Origin of the sequence: Pseudomonas cimarronensis, assembly GCF_049331905.1 — a bacterium.
GTDB lineage: Bacteria > Pseudomonadota > Gammaproteobacteria > Pseudomonadales > Pseudomonadaceae > Aquipseudomonas.
Genome location: NZ_CP186283.1, coordinates 460067 through 481033 on the forward strand (window position 1 = coordinate 460067; position 20967 = coordinate 481033).

General features: G+C 63.7%; 15 protein-coding genes. 8 read left to right on the forward strand and 7 right to left on the reverse strand.

Annotated elements, in window-relative coordinates:
* Window positions 1–60 precede the first annotated feature (60 nt).
* Genes recD through recC form a run of 3 tightly spaced genes read right to left on the reverse strand, consistent with a single transcriptional unit; the run spans window position 61 to window position 8890 of the window.
* Window positions 61–1908, reverse strand: coding sequence for an exodeoxyribonuclease V subunit alpha (recD, locus tag ACOCLD_RS02195; protein ID WP_422910677.1), 1848 nt, complete (start codon window positions 1906–1908; stop codon window positions 61–63).
* A complete protein-coding gene (locus tag ACOCLD_RS02200; protein ID WP_422910678.1) occupies window positions 1905–5570 on the reverse strand; it encodes a UvrD-helicase domain-containing protein in 3666 nt (1221 codons plus the stop codon). The genes recD and ACOCLD_RS02200 overlap by 4 nt, the downstream gene beginning before the upstream one ends.
* Entirely contained in the window at window positions 5567–8890 is a 3324-nt protein-coding gene (gene recC, locus ACOCLD_RS02205) for an exodeoxyribonuclease V subunit gamma (protein ID WP_422910679.1), read from the reverse strand. Before recC ends, ACOCLD_RS02200 begins: the two co-directional genes overlap by 4 nt.
* A gap of 192 nt (window positions 8891–9082) precedes the next feature.
* Between recC and ACOCLD_RS02210 the strand changes: the two genes are divergently transcribed.
* The 4 genes from ACOCLD_RS02210 to ACOCLD_RS02225 all read left to right on the forward strand — a co-directional run bounded on the left by ACOCLD_RS02210 (window position 9083) and on the right by ACOCLD_RS02225 (window position 13710).
* Entirely contained in the window at window positions 9083–10732 is a 1650-nt protein-coding gene (locus ACOCLD_RS02210) for a Na/Pi cotransporter family protein (protein ID WP_422910680.1), read from the forward strand.
* 152 nt (window positions 10733–10884) lie between these two features.
* Window positions 10885–11874, forward strand: a complete 990-nt coding sequence (locus ACOCLD_RS02215; protein ID WP_422910681.1) for a hypothetical protein — start codon at window positions 10885–10887, stop codon at window positions 11872–11874.
* Window position 11875: 1 nt separating this feature from the next.
* Window positions 11876–13126: a peptidyl-prolyl cis-trans isomerase gene (locus ACOCLD_RS02220; protein WP_422910682.1), complete on the forward strand. Its 1251-nt coding sequence runs from the start codon at window positions 11876–11878 to the stop codon at window positions 13124–13126.
* Window positions 13123–13710, forward strand: coding sequence for a hypothetical protein (locus tag ACOCLD_RS02225; RefSeq protein WP_422910683.1), 588 nt, complete (start codon window positions 13123–13125; stop codon window positions 13708–13710). Before ACOCLD_RS02220 ends, ACOCLD_RS02225 begins: the two co-directional genes overlap by 4 nt.
* 11 nt (window positions 13711–13721) lie before the next feature.
* Here the strand turns inward: ACOCLD_RS02225 and ACOCLD_RS02230 are convergent, their stop codons facing one another.
* The gene (locus tag ACOCLD_RS02230; protein ID WP_422910684.1) at window positions 13722–14693 is read right to left on the reverse strand and encodes a TAXI family TRAP transporter solute-binding subunit; all 972 of its coding nucleotides are present in this window, start codon (window positions 14691–14693) and stop codon (window positions 13722–13724) included.
* Between the two features lie 106 nt (window positions 14694–14799).
* Here ACOCLD_RS02230 and ACOCLD_RS02235 point away from each other — a divergent pair, with 106 nt between their 5' ends.
* Window positions 14800–15825 carry an AraC family transcriptional regulator ligand-binding domain-containing protein gene (locus ACOCLD_RS02235; RefSeq protein ID WP_422910685.1) on the forward strand — a complete coding sequence of 342 codons (1026 nt, stop codon included), beginning with the start codon at window positions 14800–14802 and terminating at the stop codon, window positions 15823–15825.
* A gap of 30 nt (window positions 15826–15855) precedes the next feature.
* Entirely contained in the window at window positions 15856–16338 is a 483-nt protein-coding gene (locus tag ACOCLD_RS02240) for a hypothetical protein (RefSeq protein ID WP_422910686.1), read from the forward strand.
* 78 nt (window positions 16339–16416) lie between these two features.
* On the opposite strand, the gene ACOCLD_RS02245 is transcribed toward ACOCLD_RS02240, so the two are convergent.
* Complete coding sequence (locus tag ACOCLD_RS02245) at window positions 16417–17367, reverse strand: SDR family oxidoreductase (protein WP_422910687.1); 951 nt, start codon at window positions 17365–17367, stop codon at window positions 16417–16419.
* Window positions 17368–17571: 204 nt separating this feature from the next.
* Here ACOCLD_RS02245 and ACOCLD_RS02250 point away from each other — a divergent pair, with 204 nt between their 5' ends.
* Window positions 17572–17919 carry a VOC family protein gene (locus ACOCLD_RS02250; protein ID WP_422910688.1) on the forward strand — a complete coding sequence of 116 codons (348 nt, stop codon included), beginning with the start codon at window positions 17572–17574 and terminating at the stop codon, window positions 17917–17919.
* 11 nt (window positions 17920–17930) lie between these two features.
* Window positions 17931–18944 carry a DUF5924 family protein gene (locus ACOCLD_RS02255; protein ID WP_233685634.1) on the forward strand — a complete coding sequence of 338 codons (1014 nt, stop codon included), beginning with the start codon at window positions 17931–17933 and terminating at the stop codon, window positions 18942–18944.
* A 106-nt stretch (window positions 18945–19050) separates the two neighbouring features.
* Here the strand turns inward: ACOCLD_RS02255 and ACOCLD_RS02260 are convergent, their stop codons facing one another.
* Together ACOCLD_RS02260 and ACOCLD_RS02265 are read right to left on the reverse strand one after the other, a co-directional pair.
* A complete protein-coding gene (locus tag ACOCLD_RS02260; RefSeq protein ID WP_422910689.1) occupies window positions 19051–20280 on the reverse strand; it encodes a nucleoside recognition domain-containing protein in 1230 nt (409 codons plus the stop codon).
* A 218-nt stretch (window positions 20281–20498) separates the two neighbouring features.
* Window positions 20499–20957, reverse strand: a complete 459-nt coding sequence (locus ACOCLD_RS02265) for an inhibitor of vertebrate lysozyme family protein (RefSeq protein WP_392539046.1) — start codon at window positions 20955–20957, stop codon at window positions 20499–20501.
* Window positions 20958–20967 lie beyond the last annotated feature (10 nt).

A 20967-nucleotide genomic window follows, 5' to 3' on the forward strand; every position in this document is an offset into this window, starting at 1 on the left:
GCGCGCAATGCAAAGCAGCCATGACCCTGAATTCCAGTGTAGGCGGCAGGATACGCATAACTAGTCAAATAACCCTAACTGACCATTGCTCGCATGGGGAGCCTCGGCATGGACAAGCGCAGGTGCGTTGGCCAACCGCTCAGCCAAGCCCGCCGCGCGCTCGGCACGGGTGGCCACGGCTTCACCGAGGCGCGCGGGTAATGCCCAGATTTCCACCTTGTGTTTGGCGCGGGTGATGCCGGTGTAGAACAGACTGCGGCTGAGCAAGGGGCTGGGCAGTTCGGGCAGCACCAGCAGCACCTCGCTGAACTCCGAGCCCTGGCTTTTATGCACGGTCATGGCGAAAGCGCTGTCGTGGCTGGGCAGGCGGGCCGGGGCGAAGGGGCGATAGCCTTCTTCACCCTCAAAAAACACCCGCAGGCCGTACTCAGTGTGCAGGCAGATGCCGATATCACCGTTGAACAGACCCAAGGCGTAGTCGTTCTGCCGCACCATGATCGGCCGACCAACGTACCAGCGCTCACGCGCGGACACCTGGCTGCGGCGCTTGATTCGCGCTTCCAGCGCTTCATTGATGCCGGCCACGCCACAGGCGCCTTCGCGCTGGGCGCAGAGGGCGCGGAAGGTATTGAACGCAGCGAAGGCTGCCGCTGGGTCAGCACTTTTGGCGGCGCTGATATACGGCGCATAGCCTTGATCCAGACGCTCCAGCAGATCACTGGGCGTCGGCGCGGCATTCCAGGCCAGGTCGGAGCGGTCCTCCTTGAGCAGATTGAGCGTGGCGCTGACATCGCCGCCGTTAATGCGCCGCGCCAGTTCACCGATGCCGCTGTCGCCGGCAAAACGGTGGCTGTGGGTCAGCAGCACCACGGCGTCGCCGAGTTGCGAGCTGGGTTGGCTGACCGGCACCTGCTGGCCGGTGATGCGTTGCAGCTCGTTCGCCGCCTGAGCATCAAAGCCACGGCCCTCGCAGAGTTCGGCAAACACTGCGCCGGCTTCTACGGCGCAGAGCTGGTCTTTGTCGCCGAGCAGGATCAATCGCGCAGTAGGTGGCAGGGCGTCGAGCAGTTTGGCCATCAGCGCCAGGTCGACCATCGAGGCTTCGTCCACCACCAGCACATCCAGCGCCAGCGGGTTAGCCGCGTGATGCCGCACCTGCGGGCTGTCGCCACGGCTGCCGAGCAGGCGATGCAAGGTGCGCGCCTCGTCCGGCAGTGCGGCTTTGATCGCCTCGCTGACCGGCAGCTCGGCCTTGGCATTGCGGATCGCTTCAGCCATGCGCGCCGCCGCTTTACCGGTGGGCGCGGCCAGGCCAATGGCCAGATTTTCACAGCCTGGTTGCTCTAATAACGCGGCAAGCAGACGCACCACAGTGGTGGTTTTGCCGGTGCCGGGGCCGCCGGAGATCACCGCCAGCTTGCGCCGCACTGCCTGCGCGGCGGCCAGACGCTGCCAGTCGGGTTGCTGTTGCCCCGCCTGTGATAAAGAGTTGAACGCAAATAGCCGGGTCAGGCTTTCGCTGAGCTGGGCTTCATCCACCTCGGGCAAATCGGCGGCGCGTTGCAACAGCTGCTCCGCCAACTGGCGCTCATAGGCCTGATAGCGCGCCAGGTAGAGGCGGCCGTGTTCGAGAGTCAGCGGGGTGAAATCACCGTCGCCGCCAACCAGTGGTGAGGCTTCAAGCTGCGCCTGCCAGTCGCTGAGCGCCGGCAAGCGCAGTTCATGCTCTGGCCAGGGCCGCTGTCCGGCGAAGCGCGCCAACGGCAAACACACATCACCCTTGTCCAAGGCCATGCACAGCAATGCCGCCGAGGCCAACACCACCGGCGACGCCTGCGGATCAAGGCGCTGCAGGCTGTCGACCAGGGCGCGTTCCAGTGGACCGAGGGGCAGATCGTTAAGCATCACGCGCCCTCCGCAAACAGCTTATCCAGCGCATCCAACAGTCCATCGGCGGGCCGCGAAAAATACAACCCGGCGCTCGGCATGCCGCGCAGAAACAGGTAATAGGCACCACCCAGTTGGTCGTTGTGAAAATCATCCAGACGCTGACGCAGAAAACGCCGCAGCGCCACCAGGTAGATCAGGTATTGCAGGTAGTAATGCTCGGCAGCCAGAGCCTGCAGCAGACGTTCACCGCCGTAGTAGCTGGCATCCGGGCCGAGCCAGTTGGATTTGTAGTCGGCGATGTACCAGCGCCCGTTATGTTCGAAGGTTAGGTCGATAAAGCCCTTGAGAAAGCCCTTGAGGCTGTCGAATTCCAGCCGCGCCGCCGCCTCGCGCATCGGTGCCGCCAGGCCGTGCGCCGGGTCGCAGAGAATCGCGCGCAGGCGTTGCACATCCAGCCCGGCCAGGGGAAAGGTAAAGCCCAGTTCCGGCAAGAGCCGCGCTTGATTAATGCCCGCGAGCGTCAGCCCCTGGCCATCCAGATCGGCGTCGATCACCTGTTGCAGATGGTCAAGCGCCACGGCCTGCCAGTCGCTGCTGATGCCATGGCCGCTCAGCCCCGGCTCGATCAGCTCAGCCAGCGCGCCTTTGCCGCGCGCCCAATCTTCGAGGATGGCGTGCAAACAGGTACCGGCCCGCGCGCCACGGGGGAAGGCGAAAAAGCCCGTGCCCGGCTCGCTGGCGTCCGGTAGCACCAGGCCGTCACGGTCCGGCGCTTCCATATGCATACCGGCGGCCAGCCCGGAGAAGCTGCCGATGCGCCAGGCGCTGTGCAAGCTGCGTTGCAAGGTGGCGAGTTGCTGCGGGGCCGGGGCTCGTTGTTCGCCTGCAGCGCTGGCTTCGCTGTCACGCAACGGTTGAAGGGCCATCTGGCCTTGGCTGCTGGCGATCAACTGTTCGACTTCCGCACGCAAACCCTGGGGACTGAGGTTTTGCAGGTGGCCGGCCAGTTCGATCAGGGCATCCTCACCCGATAACCCACGGCCGTGCAGCAACCAGGCCAGGGCGCTGCTGTGCAGGCCGCTGTCGCCGAGGGTACCGTCCTTTTTCGGTTTGCAGTCCACCGGCCCCCAGTGCAGCCACAGGCGATCGCGGGCGCGGGTCAGGGCCACATAGGTCAGGCGCAGTTTTTCGGCGAAGCGCTCATGACGGGCGCGTTCGCGGTGCATGTCGAGCTGCTCGCTGCCGAGGTCCAGCAGCGGTGTGCCATCGTCGGCGTGGCAGCTGATGTCTTCATGTTGGCGCAGCAGCGCGCCGTCCCACAGGTAGGGGCAGAACACCAGCGGGTATTCCAGGCCCTTGGAGGTGTGGATGGTGACGATCTGCACCCGCTCGGCATCGCTTTCCAGGCGCAGCAGGGCGTCTTCACCGTGGGCCTCGGCGCTGCGCTGGGCGTTGAACCAGGCGAGCAATTGCTCCAGGCCGGGACGTTGCAGGCTTTCTGTTTGCAGCAGTTCGGCCAGGTGCAGCAGGTTGGTCAGGCGGCGCTCGCCATCGACCAGTGCCAGCAGGCGCTGGGCCACCTGCTGCTCATCCAGCCAGGCGCGGAAGGCGCGCATAAAACCCTGTTGCTGCCAGAGTTGGTGATAGCGTTCGGCGGCTTCGCGCTCGCGGTCCCAGGCTTGGGCATCCTCGCTGCAGGCGGCCAGATCAGCGGCGCTGCGCCCCAGCAAACGGCTGGCCAGGGCATAACGCAACGCGCCCTCGCGGCCCGGCTCGGCATAGGCGGCGAGCACGGCGGACAGCTCATCAGCCTCTTCGCTGTGCCAGACGTTCTCCTTGCCGCGGCGCACGCTGGGCACGCCACGGGCGGCTAGTTCGGCGGCGACTTCGCCGGCCTGGCGATGGCTGGCAACCAGCACGGCAATATCACCGCCCTTTAACGGCGTATGGATACCCGACTGTTCGAAATAGGCCTCCCCCCGGCTGCTGGCGCTGAGCACGGACGCGATTCGCCGGGCCGTATCCCGCGCCACCAAAGCGCCCGCTTCACCCTTGCCCAGGTAGTCGTTATCCAGCCAGACCAACGCCAGCGGCGCGTCGCTTTCATCCTCAACACGCGGCAATACCAGTTGCGCCCGCGCCTTAGTGCTGGCCCCGACCTGCTGGTAAGCCAAGCCCTTCTCGGCAAAGGGCATGGGCCGGTCGAACAGCTGATTCAGCGCGGCGATCAGCTCGGGCGTGGAGCGGTGGTTGGTGGCCAGGCTGTATTGCCGCGCTGCTTCGCTGCGGGCTTTGAGGTAAGTTGCCAGATCCGCGCCACGGAAGGCGTAGATGGCCTGCTTCGGATCGCCGACAAAACACAGGTCGCCCGCCTGGCTACTGCGCGCCTCGCTGACTACGTCAGTTCCTCGCTCAGGGCTCGCCGTACAGCTAGTACTGTCTCGCCCTTCGCTCGGAGCCTTCCTTGTCAGCAAGTCGCTCGCTACGCCAGGGTTTGAATAGATGCGGTGAAACACCCGGTACTGCACCGGATCGGTGTCCTGAAACTCGTCGATCAGCGCCACCGGATACTGCGTGCGCAGGGTGCTGGCCAGGTGCTCGCCGCCCTCGCTCTGCAAGGCTTGCTGCAGCTTGTTGAGCAGGTCATCGAAGGCCAGCAAGCGTTGCGCCGCCTTGCGCGCGGGCAGTTGCTCGTTGAGCTGATGAATCAGGCGTACCTGCAAGTCGATCAGGCGTTGCTCGGCCTCGGGTTGCGCGGCATCGAGGGCATCGCAGAGTTCCTGCAAGGCAGCGGCCAGTGGATTGGCCGGGGCTTCGCAGCCCTTCTTGCTGGCCTTGTTCAAGCCTTCGCGGGCCAGGCGGCGATGCGCTTCGGTCTTGCTGAACAGCGCGGCGGCGTCGCTGAAATAGCCGTCCAGCTCGGCCTGCCAAACGCTCAGCTTGGCCGGGTTGCACATATTGCTCTTAAAGCCGTCGAAGGCCTTGAGCTGCGCCAACCAGGCGGCGCTTTCGCTGTGCCAGCAGCGCTGCGCCTGCTGCCAGGCGGCGCGCAGGGCGCTCATTTCACTGCTGGCACCCGGCTGCGGCTCGATGCGCAGATAGGGCTTGCCCAGGTGATTGCGCAAACGCTGGCGCAGCACCTGCGGGGTGATCTTCTGCTGCACCAGAAACGCCGCCCATTCCGGCTCGGCGGCGGCCAGCTCATGCCGCCAGAGGTCAGCGAGCAGGGCGTCGATAATCTCGCGGTCGTCGTGGGTCAGCTCGTTGTCGAAATCGCCACCGGCTTCAAACGCGGCGTCCTGCAAAGCCCGCTGGCAGAAGCCGTGGATGGTGAAGATCGCTGCCTCGTCAAAGCCGTGCACCGCCAGCAGCAAACGCCGGTGGCTGGCGGCATCCGGGTACTGGGCGCGCAGCTCATTGAGCAAGGCGTCATCGCCCGGCCCCTGTTCATACACTGCCAGCAACTCGGCCAGGCGCTTACGAATGCGCTCGCGCAGCTCGGCGGTGGCGGCGGTGGTAAAGGTCACCACCAGAATCTGGCTGACGTTGAGTTGCTTCTCCAGCAACAGGCGGGCGTACAACGCGGTCAGGGTCCAAGTCTTGCCGGTGCCGGCGCTGGCCTCGATCAGCGAGCGGCCGGTAAAGCTGTCGTGCAGCAGGTTCAGGCTGGCGCTGCTCATGCTTCGTCCTCGTCACTGCCTTGCAGGGCGTCCAACGCCGGGCCGTAGAGTTGTTCGGCGAGCGTTTCGAAGCGCTCGTCCAGCGGCTCGCGGTCGCGGAAGGCCAGGGCATTCCAGGGGTCCTGGTCTTCACCGGTCATAAAGTCATTGCCTTGCCACATTACCCGCGCTTCGCTACGGGCGGCGTCAATCGGCTCCTTCTTGCCGGGGCTACGCCATTTGCGAGCAAAACCGTGGCTGCATTTGGCGAACAGCGGCAGCGGCTCGCATAACGCGCTTTTGTAGGCTTCGAGCCAGGGCACCAGCAGTTCGCGGGCGTTGGCCAGCGGGCCCAGACGCCATTCACTTTTCGGCGAGAGCAGGCGGCTGTCGCGGCTGATATCAGGCGTGGCCGCACAGTTAAGCAGCAGATGGCGCAGCCAGAACGGCGCCAGCTCCCAGGCGCCGAGGTCCCGCAGGCGGTAGTCGAACAAGCCGGCACTGGTCACGCCATCCAGCCAGCCGTGGATGCGCACGCCGGCCAGTTCAAGATCCACCAGCAACGGTTGCGGCGCATCCTCCGGGCGTTCGTCGAACAGCGTCGGCGCAAAGGCGCGGATCGGCCCGCGAATCTGCCCCCAGTGCGCCTGGCCTAGCTCGCCCACCGGTAACCAGCCGGAAGCAGCGGCCACGGCACGCTCCTGGCGCTCGCTCCAGCCGTTCTCGATGGCCTGCAAGGCTAACTGGCGCAGGCCATGCTGGCTGGTCCACTCGACGCTGAACGGCTCGTCACCGGCCAGGGTTTCTTCGCTCTGTGCCAGGCGCAGGCCGAGGCGCTGTTCCAGCAGGTAGCGCGCCGGGTGTTTAAAACAGTGGATCAGTTGGCTCGGCTCGATGTTCAGCCACTCTTGATCCGGCATATCCAACGGACTGGCAAAGGGCGCGGCGGTTTGCACCGCCTGACTCAAGCGCTGCGCGGCGTGGAACCAGGGCGCGGCAAAGCCGGCATGGCGGTTGCCGGCGAAGTTGCCGGGGGCGAAGGGCTGCAGCGGGTGGTGGTGAGTGATATGGGCGCTGGCGTTTTGCTCTTGTGGGAGCGAGCTTGCTCGCGATGTTTCGGCGTGATCTGGATCGCGAGCAAGCTCGCTCCTACAGGTTGGCGCGACAGCGGTGAGGTCGACCACATCCAGCAGTTCGCTGACCAACACCGAAGGCGGCAGCTCGGCGTTGCTGCGCGGGTCGCGGCCGACGTAGCTGAGGTACAGGCCGCCACGGGCCGAGAGCAGGGTTTCCAGCAGCAGGTAACGGTCATCCAGACGGCGTGCGCGATCGCCACGACGGGGTTTCTGGCTGATCAGGTCAAAGCCCGCTGCCGGGGTGCGGCGTGGCAAGGCGCCGTCATCCAGACCCAGCAGGCAGACCAGCTGAAACGGCAGGCTGCGCATCGGCACCATGGTGCAGAAGGTCACCGCGCCGGTAAGAAAGCCCGATGCAGCGCTGCCCTGCTCCAAGGCGGCGGTCAGTTGCTGACGAATCAGCGCCAACTCGATCGGCCGTTCAACACCCGAGGCCTCGCCCTGCTCCTTGAGCGCGGCGCAGGCCTTGGACAGCAGCAACAGGGTCTCGCCAGCCTCGCGCTCATCAAACAGCTGATCGATCAGCCCTTGCAGGGACTCGGCCCATTCGCCCAGGGCGCGCGACCGTTGCAGGCTCTGCGCCAGCGCGGCCAAGCGCTCGACAAAACCGGCCAGGCGGCCGAGCAGTTGTGCGCGGCCGCCTTCCAGCGCATCCAGCGGCCAGTTGCTACCCAACAGTGGCGCAGCCAGACCGGCCAGCTGCGGCGGCGCAGCAAAGCCCAGCAGCAGGCGATCCAGGCCCTGGCACCAGGTAAAGGCGGCGTCCGCCGGCAGGCCCAGCTGCTCGCGGTGCGTTTCATCGCGGCCCCAGCGCACGCCGGCGTCGCGCAGCCAGTCGCGCAGCAGCGGTAAATCCTCGGCCTCAATGCCGACCCGGCGGGCAATGGCCGGCTGCTCCAGCCAGGCGAGGATTTCCTCGGCGGCGAAGCGGCTGTCCGGCAGCGCCAGCAAGTTGAGGAAGGCTTCGATCAGCGGGATTTCGGCGCGCAGGCTGCGGTCGGCCAGGCTAAAGGGAATCCGCGGCACGCCTTCGCGCGGGGCAAACACCGCTTCGATATAGGGTGCGTAACGCTCAATGTCCGGAGTCAGCACTACCACCTGATCCGGGGTCAGCGCGGGCTCGGCGGCAAAGCGGGCGAGTAGCTGGTCATGCAGGATTTCCACTTCGCGCAGCGGCGAGTGGGCGACGTGCAGCTCCAGCGAGCGGTCGTCTTCGCGCAGCAGCAGACGCTCATCAGCAGTGCGGGTGCGCAGGCGCAGGATGTCGTTCTGCAAGGCCTGCAACAGGCTGGCATCGTGCAGGTCAGCATCCTCGGAATACAGGCCGATTTCCTGACTGCCTTCGCTGGAGGCCAGGCTGAACAGGCTGTCGAAAAAGTCGCGCCCCTGCTTGCCCAGACTCGCCAATAACGGGTGGCCGACATCCAGATACCAATCGTCCGGACTGAGTTCAGGCTGCCTGGCCAACTCACGAATATCGCGAATCTCGCCCCAGGCTTCGCGGCATGGGTTGAGGGCGAAAACAATCACCTGAGTGTGCTGCGCCAGGCCTTCCAATACCCGCATATGGTGCGGCGGCAGCGAACTGATGCCGAACACCAGCACGCGCTCGGGCAGCCCGGCGATGGGCGTGGCGTCATACAGGCGGGTGAGCAGCTCTTCCAGCAGACGCGCGCGATGCGGGTGGCCGTCTTTGGTCAGCTCGCGCCAGAGCAGCGCCTGCCAGGCTTCATCCGGGCCGAGATCGAGCAGCTCGTTGCGTTCCCAGGCGGCCAGCCAGTCATCGCGATAGAGCAGGTATTGGTCGAATACGTCGGCGATCTTCACGGCCAGCGACAGCCTGCGGCGCTCATCGCCACCGTCCAGGTAATGCGCCAGGCGCGGCGCCTCACTCAGGTGGGCCGGCTCGCACAGCCAGTCATACAGGCGCCAGCTCAAACTGCTGGGGCTGAACGCCGACTGCTCCGGCAGTTGCCCCAGGCACAGGCGCGAGACGTCCCAAACGAACTTGGCCGGCAGCTGCACCTCCAACTGCATGGCAATGCCCTGCTTGCGCGCCAGCTCCAGCGTCAGCCAGCGCCCCATGCCCTGGCTCGGCACCACCACCAGCGCCGACGCAAAGGGATCACGCATCGGCGTGGCGAGCAGGGTGGTGGCCAGCTCGCCAAGGGTTTCCAGGTCAGGGGCGTGATAAAGCGTCAGCATCGATGGGCATCCGTTCAGTAGCGAGCAAGGTTATCAGCTCACGCAGCTTGACGGGATTACGCGACAGCCTGTGTCGTTCGCTGGCGCGCAGCGCCAACCCCAGCTAAAGCTAAACATAGGGCTTTAGCCTTTATAACAAGTAAAAACCACGCGTCACGCTGCAACCGGGCGGGCGCGCCAGGGAGCAGCACCATGCTCACCCTGCTGAACCTTTTGTCTGCCGTCGCCTTGCTGATCTGGGGCACCCATATCGTCCGTACCGGCATCCTGCGGGTGTATGGTTCGCACCTGCGCAAGGTGCTTAGCCATAACGTCAGCAAGCGCCCACTGGCCTTTGCAGCCGGCATCGGCGTGACCGCGCTGGTGCAGAGCAGCAACGCCACCGCGCTGCTGGTTACTTCGTTTGTCGCTCAGGGGCTGATGGCGCTGACTCCGGCGCTGGCGATCATGCTCGGGGCGGACGTCGGCACGGCGCTGATGGCGCGGGTGCTGACCCTGGACCTGAGCTGGCTAAGCCCGCTGCTGATCTTTCTCGGCGTGGTGTTCTTTCTCTCGCGCAAGCAGACCCGCGCCGGTCAGCTTGGCCGCGTGGCCATCGGCCTGGGCCTTATGCTGCTGGCGCTTGAGCTGATCGTCGCAGCCGCCACGCCGATCACCCAGGAGCAGGGCATCCGCGTGCTGTTCGCCTCACTGACCGGCGACCTGTTGCTGGATGCCTTGGTCGGCGCGCTGTTCGCGCTGATTTCCTATTCCAGCCTGGCCGCCGTGCTGCTCACCGCCACCCTGACCGGTGCCGGCCTGATCAGCCTGCCAGTGGCCATCGGCCTGGTGATTGGCGCGAATATCGGCAGCGGCGTGCTGGCCTTTCTCACCAGCAGCCTGCAAACCCCAGCCGGACGGCGTGTGGCTTTGGGCAGCCTGCTGTACAAACTGATCGGCCTGCTATTGGTGATGCCGTTCCTCGACCCGCTGGCCAACTGGCTGGACAGCCTGAACTGGCGCCCCGAGGAGCTGGTGATCGGCTTTCACCTGCTCTACAACGGTCTGCGCTGCGTGCTGATGCTACCCACGGTCGGGCTGATGGCGCGCTTCTGTAATTGGCTGCTGCCGGATCGCCCGGATGAAAACGGCGTCGCCCGCCCACGCCATCTCGACCCCACCGCGCTGGCCACACCGAGCCTGGCGCTGGCCAATGCGGTGCGCGAAACCCTGCGCATCGGCGACCTGATCGAAACCATGCTCAGCCACCTGCTGGAAGTTTTGCGTGGTGGACAAACCGCCTTGGGCAAAGAGCTGCGCCGCCTGGATGACGATGTCGATGCACTCTACAGCGCGGTCAAACTCTACCTGGCACAGGTACCGCGCGAGGTGTTGAGTGAGCACGACAGCCGGCGCTGGGCGGAGATCATCGAACTGGCGGTCAACCTGGAGCAGGCCGGCGACATCATCGAACGCATGCTCGGCAAAGTGCAGGATCAGAAGACTGCGCAACGCCATTCCTTCTCCGACAGCGGCCTGGAGGAACTCACCACCCTGCACGGCCAGTTGCTGGCCAATCTGCGCCTGGGCCTGTCGGTATTTCTCTCCGCCGACAAGGAAAGCGCGCGCCAGCTGCTGCGCGAGAAACGCCGCTTCCGCGCCCAGGAACGCCGCCTGGCCCACGCCCACGTCAGCCGCCTGCACCATCAGGTGGTGCAGAGCATCGAAACCAGCGCCCTGCATATGGAGCTGATCGCTGACATGAAACGCCTCAACTCACTGTTCTGCGCCAGCGCCTATGTGGTGCTGGAAAGCAGCGAGACAGGCGCCCTGCACCATGAGGACAACGGCGCGGCGGAGTAACATCTCAAGCAAATTGGTCTATACCACCAAACCTTGGTTGGGTTGAGACAACACGGCGCATCCGCTTTAAGTTGGCGTGCGGCATTGCAACAGTTCTGCCATCAATGACCGCTAATACTGCTCAACTCCAACAACAAAAGAGCGCCTTCCCTATGAAAAACCTCACCTCCCTGGTCGTTGGTCTAGGCCTGGCCTTCAGCGCCAGCCACGCCAGCGCCTGGTCGCAACCCACACACAAGAATATCGTCAAAGACGCCCTGGCCTTCCTCAACTCGGCCCATGCCACGCCCGAGATGAAACGCGCCTATCAGTTCTACGTCGGCGCAGCCGGCAGCGAAGCACGCGCGGGGGAAATCCTCGGCCAGGCAGCCTATGACGTCGATGATTTTCAGGACACCAGCCTGGGTGGCTGGTGGGTAGGCTACGAGCATGCGCCGGTGTATGGCGCCGCCGCTTCGCTGGTCAACTACACCTCGTACTGGCACTTTATCAACATGGCCCGCCAGGGCGACGCCCACGGCAACGACCACGGTGGCTACGACTACCGCTACCGCAAGGTGGATGGCAGCTGGAGCGGCGACGTTGACTGGTACGCCATGGTGTACCTGTACAACCGCGAGCTGAAGAAGAGCGATTTCGACACCACCGAAGCGCATTACCGCCAGGGCACCTATTCCAACTGGCAAACACACTACGGCGACTTCCAGACGGCGGCCTTCCAGCCCATCGATAACCTGGCCAAATACTGGTTCGATCAGTACAAGAACGCCCCCTCGCTGCAAACCATCGGTTACGCACTGCACACCACCGGTGATGTGGCGCAGCCGCACCACGCCTGGGTCACCTCGGGCAACGGCCACTCAGGCTGGGAAGGCTGGGTGGACGATCACTACTTCAAGGAAGGCCTGAACAATATTGCCGCCGTGGCCAACCGGGTGGGCAGTTACGACCCGCAGAAACCGATCCGCGATCTGCTGACCCAGACCGCGCAGGTCGCCTACCAGCGCCCCGAGCCGCTGTATGACACCAGCTACGCCACCCGCCTGCGAGTTGCCAAGGAGCTGATTCCGGAGTCCATTGCCCTCACCGTCAGCGTGCTGACCAAGGGTGCCAACACCTTCTACGGCCAGGGTGGCCTGTAAGGTGCGCGGGCTTATCCAGCGCAGTTTGCTGGTACTGGGGCTGACCGGCATCTGCCTGTCAGCCCTGGGCAGCCAGGACATGCGCATCAACGGTGAACGCCTACCCGGCAAAAGCATCGGCCTGCTGGAGCAGGCCATGACCCGGGTCAAATTCAATACCGACCTGCGCCTGCTGCGCACCGGCCTGGCGGAAAACCATCTGCTGGCCCGCGAGGTGGAAGCCGAACTGAGCGCCAAATACAGCAGCGATCTGGATGCGCTGGTCGAACGCGAAGCCGCTAACCTGATCGAGCAGGTCTACGGCCGCCAGTTCGATCACGATGTCCGGCCCTTTCTGCGCCAGCCACAGGCGCTAAGCAGTGCGCGCCTGCGCCAGGTGCTGACCGCGCCAACCCAGGGCGTGGTGCTCGATAGCCTGCAACTGAGCCCCCAACAGCAGGCCGATGCCGCACAGGTACAGCTGATCAGCTGGCAATTCCCCGGCCAGGCCGAACAACGCCTGAACCTGCTGGAGCTGTATCAGGGCGACAACGTGCAAGGCCGCGTGGAGCTGCAACAGGGCAACCTGGTGTACCTGGCCGAACAGGTGCGTCAGCAGGCGCTGCGCGACTACCTCTGGTATCAGCTTGGAGAGAAGGGATTCAGTGCGGACGAACAGGCCGGCATCCGCCAGCTGGTGCGCGACAAACTCGTTCGCCACAAATACCTGCACCAGCTCGGCCTGCACAGCGACTTCCACCATGAAACCGCCAGCCTGCGCGAGCGCGCCCGCCAGGTCAGTGATGCGGACGCCGAGGCCTACTACCAGCGCAACCGCCAGCTCTACCAGAATGTCGCCCAGGTGCAGGCCAGTCATATCCGCCTGGCCGACCAAGCCAGTGCCGACCGGGTGTATGCCGAACTGCAAAAAGGCCTGAGCTTCGATGACGCCGTACACCGCTACTCCCTGGCGGACAGCAAAAGCCACACGCCACCCGGCGACCTCGGCTTGATCCGCCCGCAGGATGCGCAACTGGATTTTCTGCGCAAGACCGCCCTGCTGCAGAAGGCAGGCAGCATCTCCCAACCGATGCTGATCGACGGCGCGTTCGAGATCGTCCAGGTGCGCAGCCGTGAGGATAAGCAACTGCCGCTTAGCGACCCCAGCGTGCGTTATGAAGTCAACCAGGCCGTGGCCAAGGAGCAGCTGACCCAAGCCTTCCAGGCCCGCGTCAACGCCCTGCTGACCAACGCCAAGGTGGAAGGACTATGAAGGCCTGGCTCGGCATTGGCCTGCTCGGGGTGATCACGGCGGTAGCCATCGTCGTCGTGCGCACGCCCCAGGCCGACACCGCACCAGCCGTTGCGCCCCACGCGACAACACCTCCCAGCGCCGCCATTCGCTTACCAGAGCTGCCCGCCGCGCTGCCGATACAGCAGCCCGCTGCAATCCCAACGCCGGCAGAACAACCAGTGGAAGAACCGCCCAGCGAAGCGCAACTGAATGCCCAGGAAGCGCAAATGCTGATCCAGCTAATGGCCGACCAAGGCGACCCGCGCAGCCCGGCTCTGGGCCAGCTCAAACCCCGTCAACCCGCCTCCACCGCTCAGCTGGCCGACCCGGCGCAGTACAGCGCCTTCGAAGACCAGCAAACCCGCGATCAGATCATGGCCTACGCCAGCGGCGTGCAGCAGATCCCCGCCATCCGCGAGCGTATCGAACAAGCCGCGCAATCCGGTGAACGCAGCCAAAGCGAACTCGATGAAGCCCGCGCCGCGTTGGAGCAACTGGAAATGTTGCAGAGCAAGCTGCAGCGGGAAAGGCCGGAGTTGTTGCCAACCTCAGCAGCCCCCTGAAACTCAGCCCCTTACAACCACCCCCGCTCGCGGTAGTAACGCAGTGCCCCTTCGTGCAACGGGGCGCTGAGGCCGGCCTGGATCATCTCGGCTTCGTTTAATTCGGCAAAGGCGGGATGCAGGCGTTTGAAGCGCTCGAGGTTATCGAAAACCGCCTTGACCAGTTGATAGACCACGTCCGCATTGGTCGCGGCCGAGGTCGACAGCACCGCCTTGCCGCCGATCGAGGCAGTGGGAGCGGGGCTACCCCGGTAGATCCCACCGGGAATCTCGGCGCGGTTGTAGTACGGCTTGGCCGCCAGCAACTGCTCGATGTGTGGCTCGGCTATCGGCACCAGTACAGCATCAAGGGTGGTGGTGGCCTCCCGAATGGCGCCATTGGGATGGCCGACAAAATAGGTCATGGCGTCGATATTGCCCTCACCCAACGCGGCAGCCTGGTCGGCGGCCTTGAGTTCGGCAGTCAGGGCAAAGACTGAACGCGACCAGCCCTTGGCCTGCATGATTTCTTCCAGGGTGTCGCGCTGGCCGGAACCGGGGTTGCCGATGTTCACGCGCTTACCCTTGAGGTCGTCGAACTCGGCAATCGCGGCATCGCGCCGCGCCAGCACGGTAAACACCTCGCTCTGCAACGAGAATACGGCCCGCAGGTCGGCCATGGCACCATCCTGGGCAAACGGGGCCAGCCCATGCAGGGCTTTGTACTGGTGATCCGCTTGCATGATGGCGAAATTGAACTCGCCGCTGCGCATACCTTTAACGTTGGCCACACCACCACCGCTGGCCGGGGCCGCACAGGTAATGCCATGTTCAACCGCCCCACGATTGAGAAAGCGGCAGATCGATTGCCCCGCCACGTAGTACACGCCGGTCTGCCCGCCGGTGGCAATGCGCGCGAAACGATCCTCAGCCTGTACGCTGGCAGTCGAAAACAGGCTCCAGGTAATTGCCCACAACGCCCACGTCACTGTCTTGCAGCTCATCGGACCACTCCTCCTCGGGTTGAACGCGCCAGCACCATCGACAGCCGCAGAGCCCCTAGACGTCTTAACCCTACCGCCAGGCCACAGCTTTGGGCAGAATCAGGCCATGGCCAAACACACACTTGATTCACAACACACCTCGGTCAGCGCCAGCATCACCCTAGCCGTGTTGCATGCTGCGAGCCGCCTGGGTATTGATCGCACTCAACTGATGAGCACCTGCGGGCTGAGCGACAGCCAGCTCAGTGACCCCGACGCGCGCGTACCCTTCGCCACGCAGGAGCAACTGTGGCAACACCTCAGTCGCATCGAACATAGCGAGCCAGGCCTGGCCCTGGGCTGCAACCTTGCTCCCGGCCCGTTCAGCGTGCTCGGTTACCTGTTGCAGAGTAGCCCGACCCTGGGCGACGCGCTGGCCGCCGGGCTGCGCTATCAACGCCTGGTCGGCGAGGGCGGCGAGGTGCAACTGCGTGAGCAGGGCGACGAGTTGCAGCTGCTGTATCGCCCGCTGCATCCCGAGCTGCCAGCCACCCGCACCCGCGTCCTGGCGCTGATGGCCTGCTGGGTGCAGATGCTCCATCCACTGCTGGACAACTGGCGGCTGCTGCGTGCGCAGTTCGTCCATGAGCAGCCGGCGCTACTCGACAGCTATATCCACACCTTCGACTGCCCCCTGCAGTTTGCCGCCAGCGATTACGGCATCGTGCTGCCCAACTCGCTGGCCAGTGCGCCGCTGATCCAGGCCAACCCACCGTTGCAGAACCTGCTGCGCCAGCATGCCGAAGCCCTGCTCGCACGCCTGCCCAGCGAAGGCCTGAGTGCGCGGGTGGTAGCCCTGCTGGGCGAGCAATTGGCGCGCGGCGAGCCGGATCGCGGCGAACTGGCGCGGCGCCTGCACCTCAGTGAGCGCACCCTGCAACGGCGTCTGGCAGAGGAAGGCTGCAACTACCAGCAGTTGCTCAGCGACACACGCCAGCAACTGGCCGAACAGCACCTGAAAAACGGTGATCTGCCTGCCGCTGAAATTGCTCTGCTGCTCGGTTATTCGGAACCCAGCGTATTCTTCCGCGCGTTTCGTCAATGGACCGGATTAACGCCGGGTGAATATCGGGCGCAGCAGAAAGCCCAATAACTATCTATTAAGTATCTTCAAGGGAGCAACATGGAGCTTAAAGTAGGAAACTTTACCTTCGGAAGGTGCGACAAAATTGCTGCAGAATGGATGCATCAACACGGCCAAGTTTTGCTGAAGTATTCTCTATCGATCATATTTATTTGGCTTGGCGCGCTGAAACCGCTTGGCTTGAGCCCAGTAAATGATCTGGTAACCAACACAATAACCTGGCTTCCTCCCGACATCTTTATCCCTATCCTGGGGTACTGGGAGATTGCCATCGGTATATGCCTGCTTTTTAGACCACTCCTGAGAATTGCCCTGACCCTACTGTTCTTACAGTTGTTCGGGACTATCCTGCCGTTATTTGTATTGCCTGAAGTCTGCTTTACAAAATTCCCTTATGCCTTAACTCTTGAAGGGCAATACATAATTAAAAATTGCGTGATCTTGAGCGCGGCCCTTGTGGTTGGCGGCGGTTTAAGCAAGGAGAGCTCGTTACATGCCAACCAATGTGTTCAAAAAACCTAGCCGCTAGTTAATTATGCAAATCCAACATGGGCTTAAGTCGCTCGCTTGCTAGCGATCAAGCCCACCCCTTACAAACCCTTAAATCCCCTGCGCCCGTAAAAACGCCAGAAACGCCTCGCGCGAGCTATAGCGCGGACTAAAGCCGAAATCCTGCTTGAGCCGACGGTTGCTCAGCACCGGGCGATAGCGCAGAAAATCCACCTGCTCCGGGCCGTAGGGGCTGAGACCCAGGGGTTTGAGTACGCGCAACGCAGTGCGAATCAGCCAGGCCGGCAAGGGGCGGTAGGGTTTGCCCAGCAGTTCGGCGATTTCCTTGAGTGACAGCGCGCCATCGCCGGCCAGGTTGAAGATGCCGGCGCTTTGCTGGCGCAGGCCACGGCAGATGATGTCGACCACATCCTGATCCCAGATAAATACAAAGCGGCTGTCGCTGCCGCGAATACCCAGCACTGCGGGCTTTTTGAACAGTTCGGTGATCTGGTTGTTCACCTGTTTGCCAAGGATGGTGCCGGGGCGCAGCACCAGCTGCTTGAGGTGCGGGTGATGTGCGCGGGCTTCGGCCAGCAGCAGCTCCACTTCACGCTTGTGCTTGGCGTAGGCGAACTGCGCGTGGCCGCGTAGCGGCTGGTCTTCATCCAGCCACTCAGCATTGCGCGGGTCATAGCCATAGGCAGCGCCGGAGCTGGTAACGATCAACTGTTCGACGCCATGGACCGCAGCCGCCTGGATCAGCGCCTGGGTGCCACCAACATCAATGGCATGCAGCTGTTCCTCGCTCATACCCGGCGGCGGGGTGACCACCGAGGCCAGGTGAACAATCGCCTGCGGCTGCCAGGTGGCTACGCAGTCGTCAACAGCCGCTGGCTGGCTGATATCAAGCAGCACCGGTTCGATATTCAGCTTCATCCCCGCGCGGTTCTGCGGGCGAATATCGGCGGCAATCAACTGCCACTGCGGGTGTTGAATGGCCAGTTGGTTAAGTAGCTGCTGGCCGATATAACCGGCTGCACCTGTGATCAAGACGCGCATGTAGCTCTCCATAACGCAGCGCGGCCCCATGGCACGGGCCTGCGTTTTCAGCGAATGTGTTTACCCATTGCAGGCTATCCGGCGCGTTGCGGGGAGACAGTGGCGAGGCCGGCCAAACAGCATGGCCAAAGGCGACAGATGCCTGTGCCCTGGCCGGCTGGGCGCGCTATGCTCTGCGCCCCGCCATTACCCAGGTATGCCGCCATGAGCCAAGCCGAACAGAACCTGCGTATCGACTACATCGAGTTCGCCGCTGTCGACCTGCCGCTGCTCAAGCAGTTCTATGAACAGGTTTTCGGCTGGCGCTTTACCGACTATGGCCTGCACTACAGCAGCTTTACCGACGGACGCATGACGGGTGGCTTCACCACTGACAGTGCAGCGGGTAGCGGGCCACTGGTGGTGATCTATGCCGCGGACCTGGAAGCCGTGTGTACTCAGGTGGCCGCTGCCGGTGGGCAGATCACTCAAGCGATTTTCAGTTTCCCCGGCGGGCGACGTTTCGAGTTTCGCGACCCGAGTGGCAATCGCCTGGCCGTGTGGTCGGAGTAAGCGAGCGTCCCATGCAAGCGGTGAAACAACAGCTGTTCAAACTGATCGCCCTGATTCAACGCAATCCGGGGATGGTGGCGATCTTCGGTTTTGCCTCGGGCCTGGCGAGCTTTCTGCTGGTCGAGCGTCAGGCAGAGCTGGCGCGGGTGTTGGCGCTGGTGATGCTGGTCAGCTGGTTGTGGCTGATTCTGGAAAACATCCTGCGCGAACGCATCGCCCAGTGGTTCGGCTTCGAGCTGCCACCGCCGCTGCTGCGCTATGCCACGCAAATGATCCACCAGGAGAGCCTGTTCTTCGTTCTGCCGTTCTTCTTTATCACCACCACCTGGAACAGTGGCCAACTGCTGTTTAGCGGCCTGCTGGCTTGCGCGGCGCTGATTTCGATCATCGACCCGCTGTACTACAAGTGGCTGGCGCCCAAGCGCTGGCTGTTTCTCGCCTATCACACCCTGGCACTGTTCGCGGTGCTGCTCACGGCGCTGCCGATCATATTCAAGCTGACCACGCCGCAGAGCTACCAGCTGGCCCTGGCGGCAGCGGTATTGCTGTCGTTTCCCTCGCTGTTCGCGATCATCACCGTGCAGCGTTGGTGGCGCGGCCTGTTGCTGGTCGGTATGACTTTAGCGATAGGTGCCGGCGGCTGGTTGGCGCGCACCTGGGTTCCACCGGCGACCTTGTGGTTGACTGAGGTGGCGGTGACCAGTGAATTCGATAACCAGAAGCGCGCGCCGGGCGAGAGCATCAAGGAATTGAGCGTGGCGCAACTGCGCAGCCAGGGCCTGTTTGCCTACACCGCGATCAACGCACCGCGCGGGCTGAATGAGCGGATTTATCACGTCTGGCGCCGCGATGGCGGCGAAGTCGAACGCATCGCCCTGGATATCCACGGCGGGCGCAAGGAAGGCTACCGCGCCTGGACCCACAAGAAGAACTTCCCCGCCGACGCCGTCGGCCGCTGGCAGGTGCAAGTGCTGACCGAAGCCGGACAGATGATCGGCGTGCTGCGTTTTAAGGTGGTGGAATAACCACCGATAAACCTATTTGAGCGTCGTAGCCCGGATGCAATCCGGGACGATGGTTCGGCTGACAACACTTCCCGGATTGCATCCGGGCTACAGGGTTGTACTGGCTCTAACCGAAGAACCAGTAGCAGACGAAGATAGCCGCCACCACGCCGGCCAGCTCGGCCAGTAAGGCGCAGCCCACTGCATGCCGCACGCGCTGGATGCCCACCGCGCCGAAGTACACCGCCAGCACATAGAAGGTGGTTTCCGTGCTGCCCTGGATGGTCGCCGCAATCAGCGCCGGGAAGCTGTCGACGCCGTGGGTCTGCATGGTTTCGATCAGCATGGCGCGCGCCGCGCTGCCGGAGAAGGGTTTGACCAGCGCGGTGGGCAGCGCTTCGACAAAGCGCGTATCCCAACCGAACACCTCGACCAGCCAGCGAATGCCGTCGAGGCCGAATTCCAAGGCGCCAGATGCGCGCAATACACCAATCGCGCAGAGCATCGCCACCAGATAGGGCAGCAGGCTTTTGGCCACGTCGAAGCCTTCTTTCGCGCCTTCGACGAATTCCTCGTACACCGCCACCTTCTTCAGCGCACCGAGCAGCAGAAACAGCAGGACGATGCCGAACAGGGTGAGGTTGCCGGCCAGCGACGACAGCGCCGCCAGCGCCGTGGCAGACATCGTCGCCAACACGGCCATAAAGCTGCCGAGCAGCAGCGCACCGGGAATCAGGTAGGCCAGCACCACCGGGTCCCACAGGCGCAGGCGCTGCATCAGCGCCACCGACAACAGGCCGACCAGGGTAGAGGCACTGGTGGCCAGCAGGATCGGCAGGAACACCAGAGTCGGGTCTGGCGCACCCTGCTGGGCGCGGTACATAAAGATGGTCACCGGCAGCAGGGTCAGCGACGAGGCGTTGAGCACCAGAAACAGGATCTGCGCATTAGTCGCCGTGGTGCTGCTGGGATTGAGGGTTTGCAGCGCACGCATGGCTTTCAGGCCAATCGGCGTGGCGGCGTTATCCAGGCCCAGGCCATTGGCAGCGAAGTTCATGGTGATCAGGCCGAGAGCGGGGTGGCCGCGCGGCACTTCCGGCATCAGCCGCGCAAACAGCGGGCCGAGCATCCGTGCCAGGGCATCGACCAGGCCGGCTTTCTCGGCAATGCGCAGCAGCCCGAGCCAGAGGGTCAGGGTGCCGAACAGCAGCACCATGACCTCGACCGACAGCTTGGCCATGGCAAACAGGCTTTCGACCATGGCAGCGAACACCGCCGGGTCGTCACCGAGCAACCAGCGCGACAGGCCGGCAATGGCCGCCACCACGAAAAAACCCAGCCACAGCCAATTGAGCATGCCATCTCTCCCCCAGATCCATGGGCGGGATGATAGCGCGGCTTATACCAAGGCGGTGGAGAGAGTCTGTTCGTCATTGCCACGCAGAGCGTGGGAGCAGTTGGTGATAGGTCCGAACATTGCCGTTGGTGTAGGAGGGGCTTTAGTCGCGATTGAGCTTGGCGGCGCCAAGCGTCGCGGCTAAAGCCCCTCCCACGACACCGCATTCGTGCGCGGCACTAGTACCAATTCGGGTCGCTTTTCAGCTGCTCCTGCAGCAACTGCTGAGTCGCTTCGTCCGGCTCGCCGAGCCAGCGCAGGGTCGCGTGCTGGCTGGGTGCCCTGTCCGTCGGCAGGCCGTCGGGCAGTTGCACATAGAGTGCGTAGGCGTCGTCCTTGTCCCAGCTGAAGGCCACGTAGAGGCGCTGATTGAAGCAGTTGTGCGCTTCGCACAGCTGACCGACCAGGTACTTGTCACCGTCGTCATCCACCCCCTGCATGGGGCTGGCGATGCCATTGAGGTTAATCACCCACTCCGGCAAACGGCTTTCCTCTTCTACCAGTTCCTGCCAGCTTTGCTGATAGGCCGGGTCGCTGGTGAGCAGTTCGTTGAGACGGAATTGGCCGTCAGTGTTCGCGGCCAAGGCCGCCGCACTGCCGCCCAGCAACAGGGCGGCAAGCAGCGTCTTGATGGTCATGAGTGCTCCT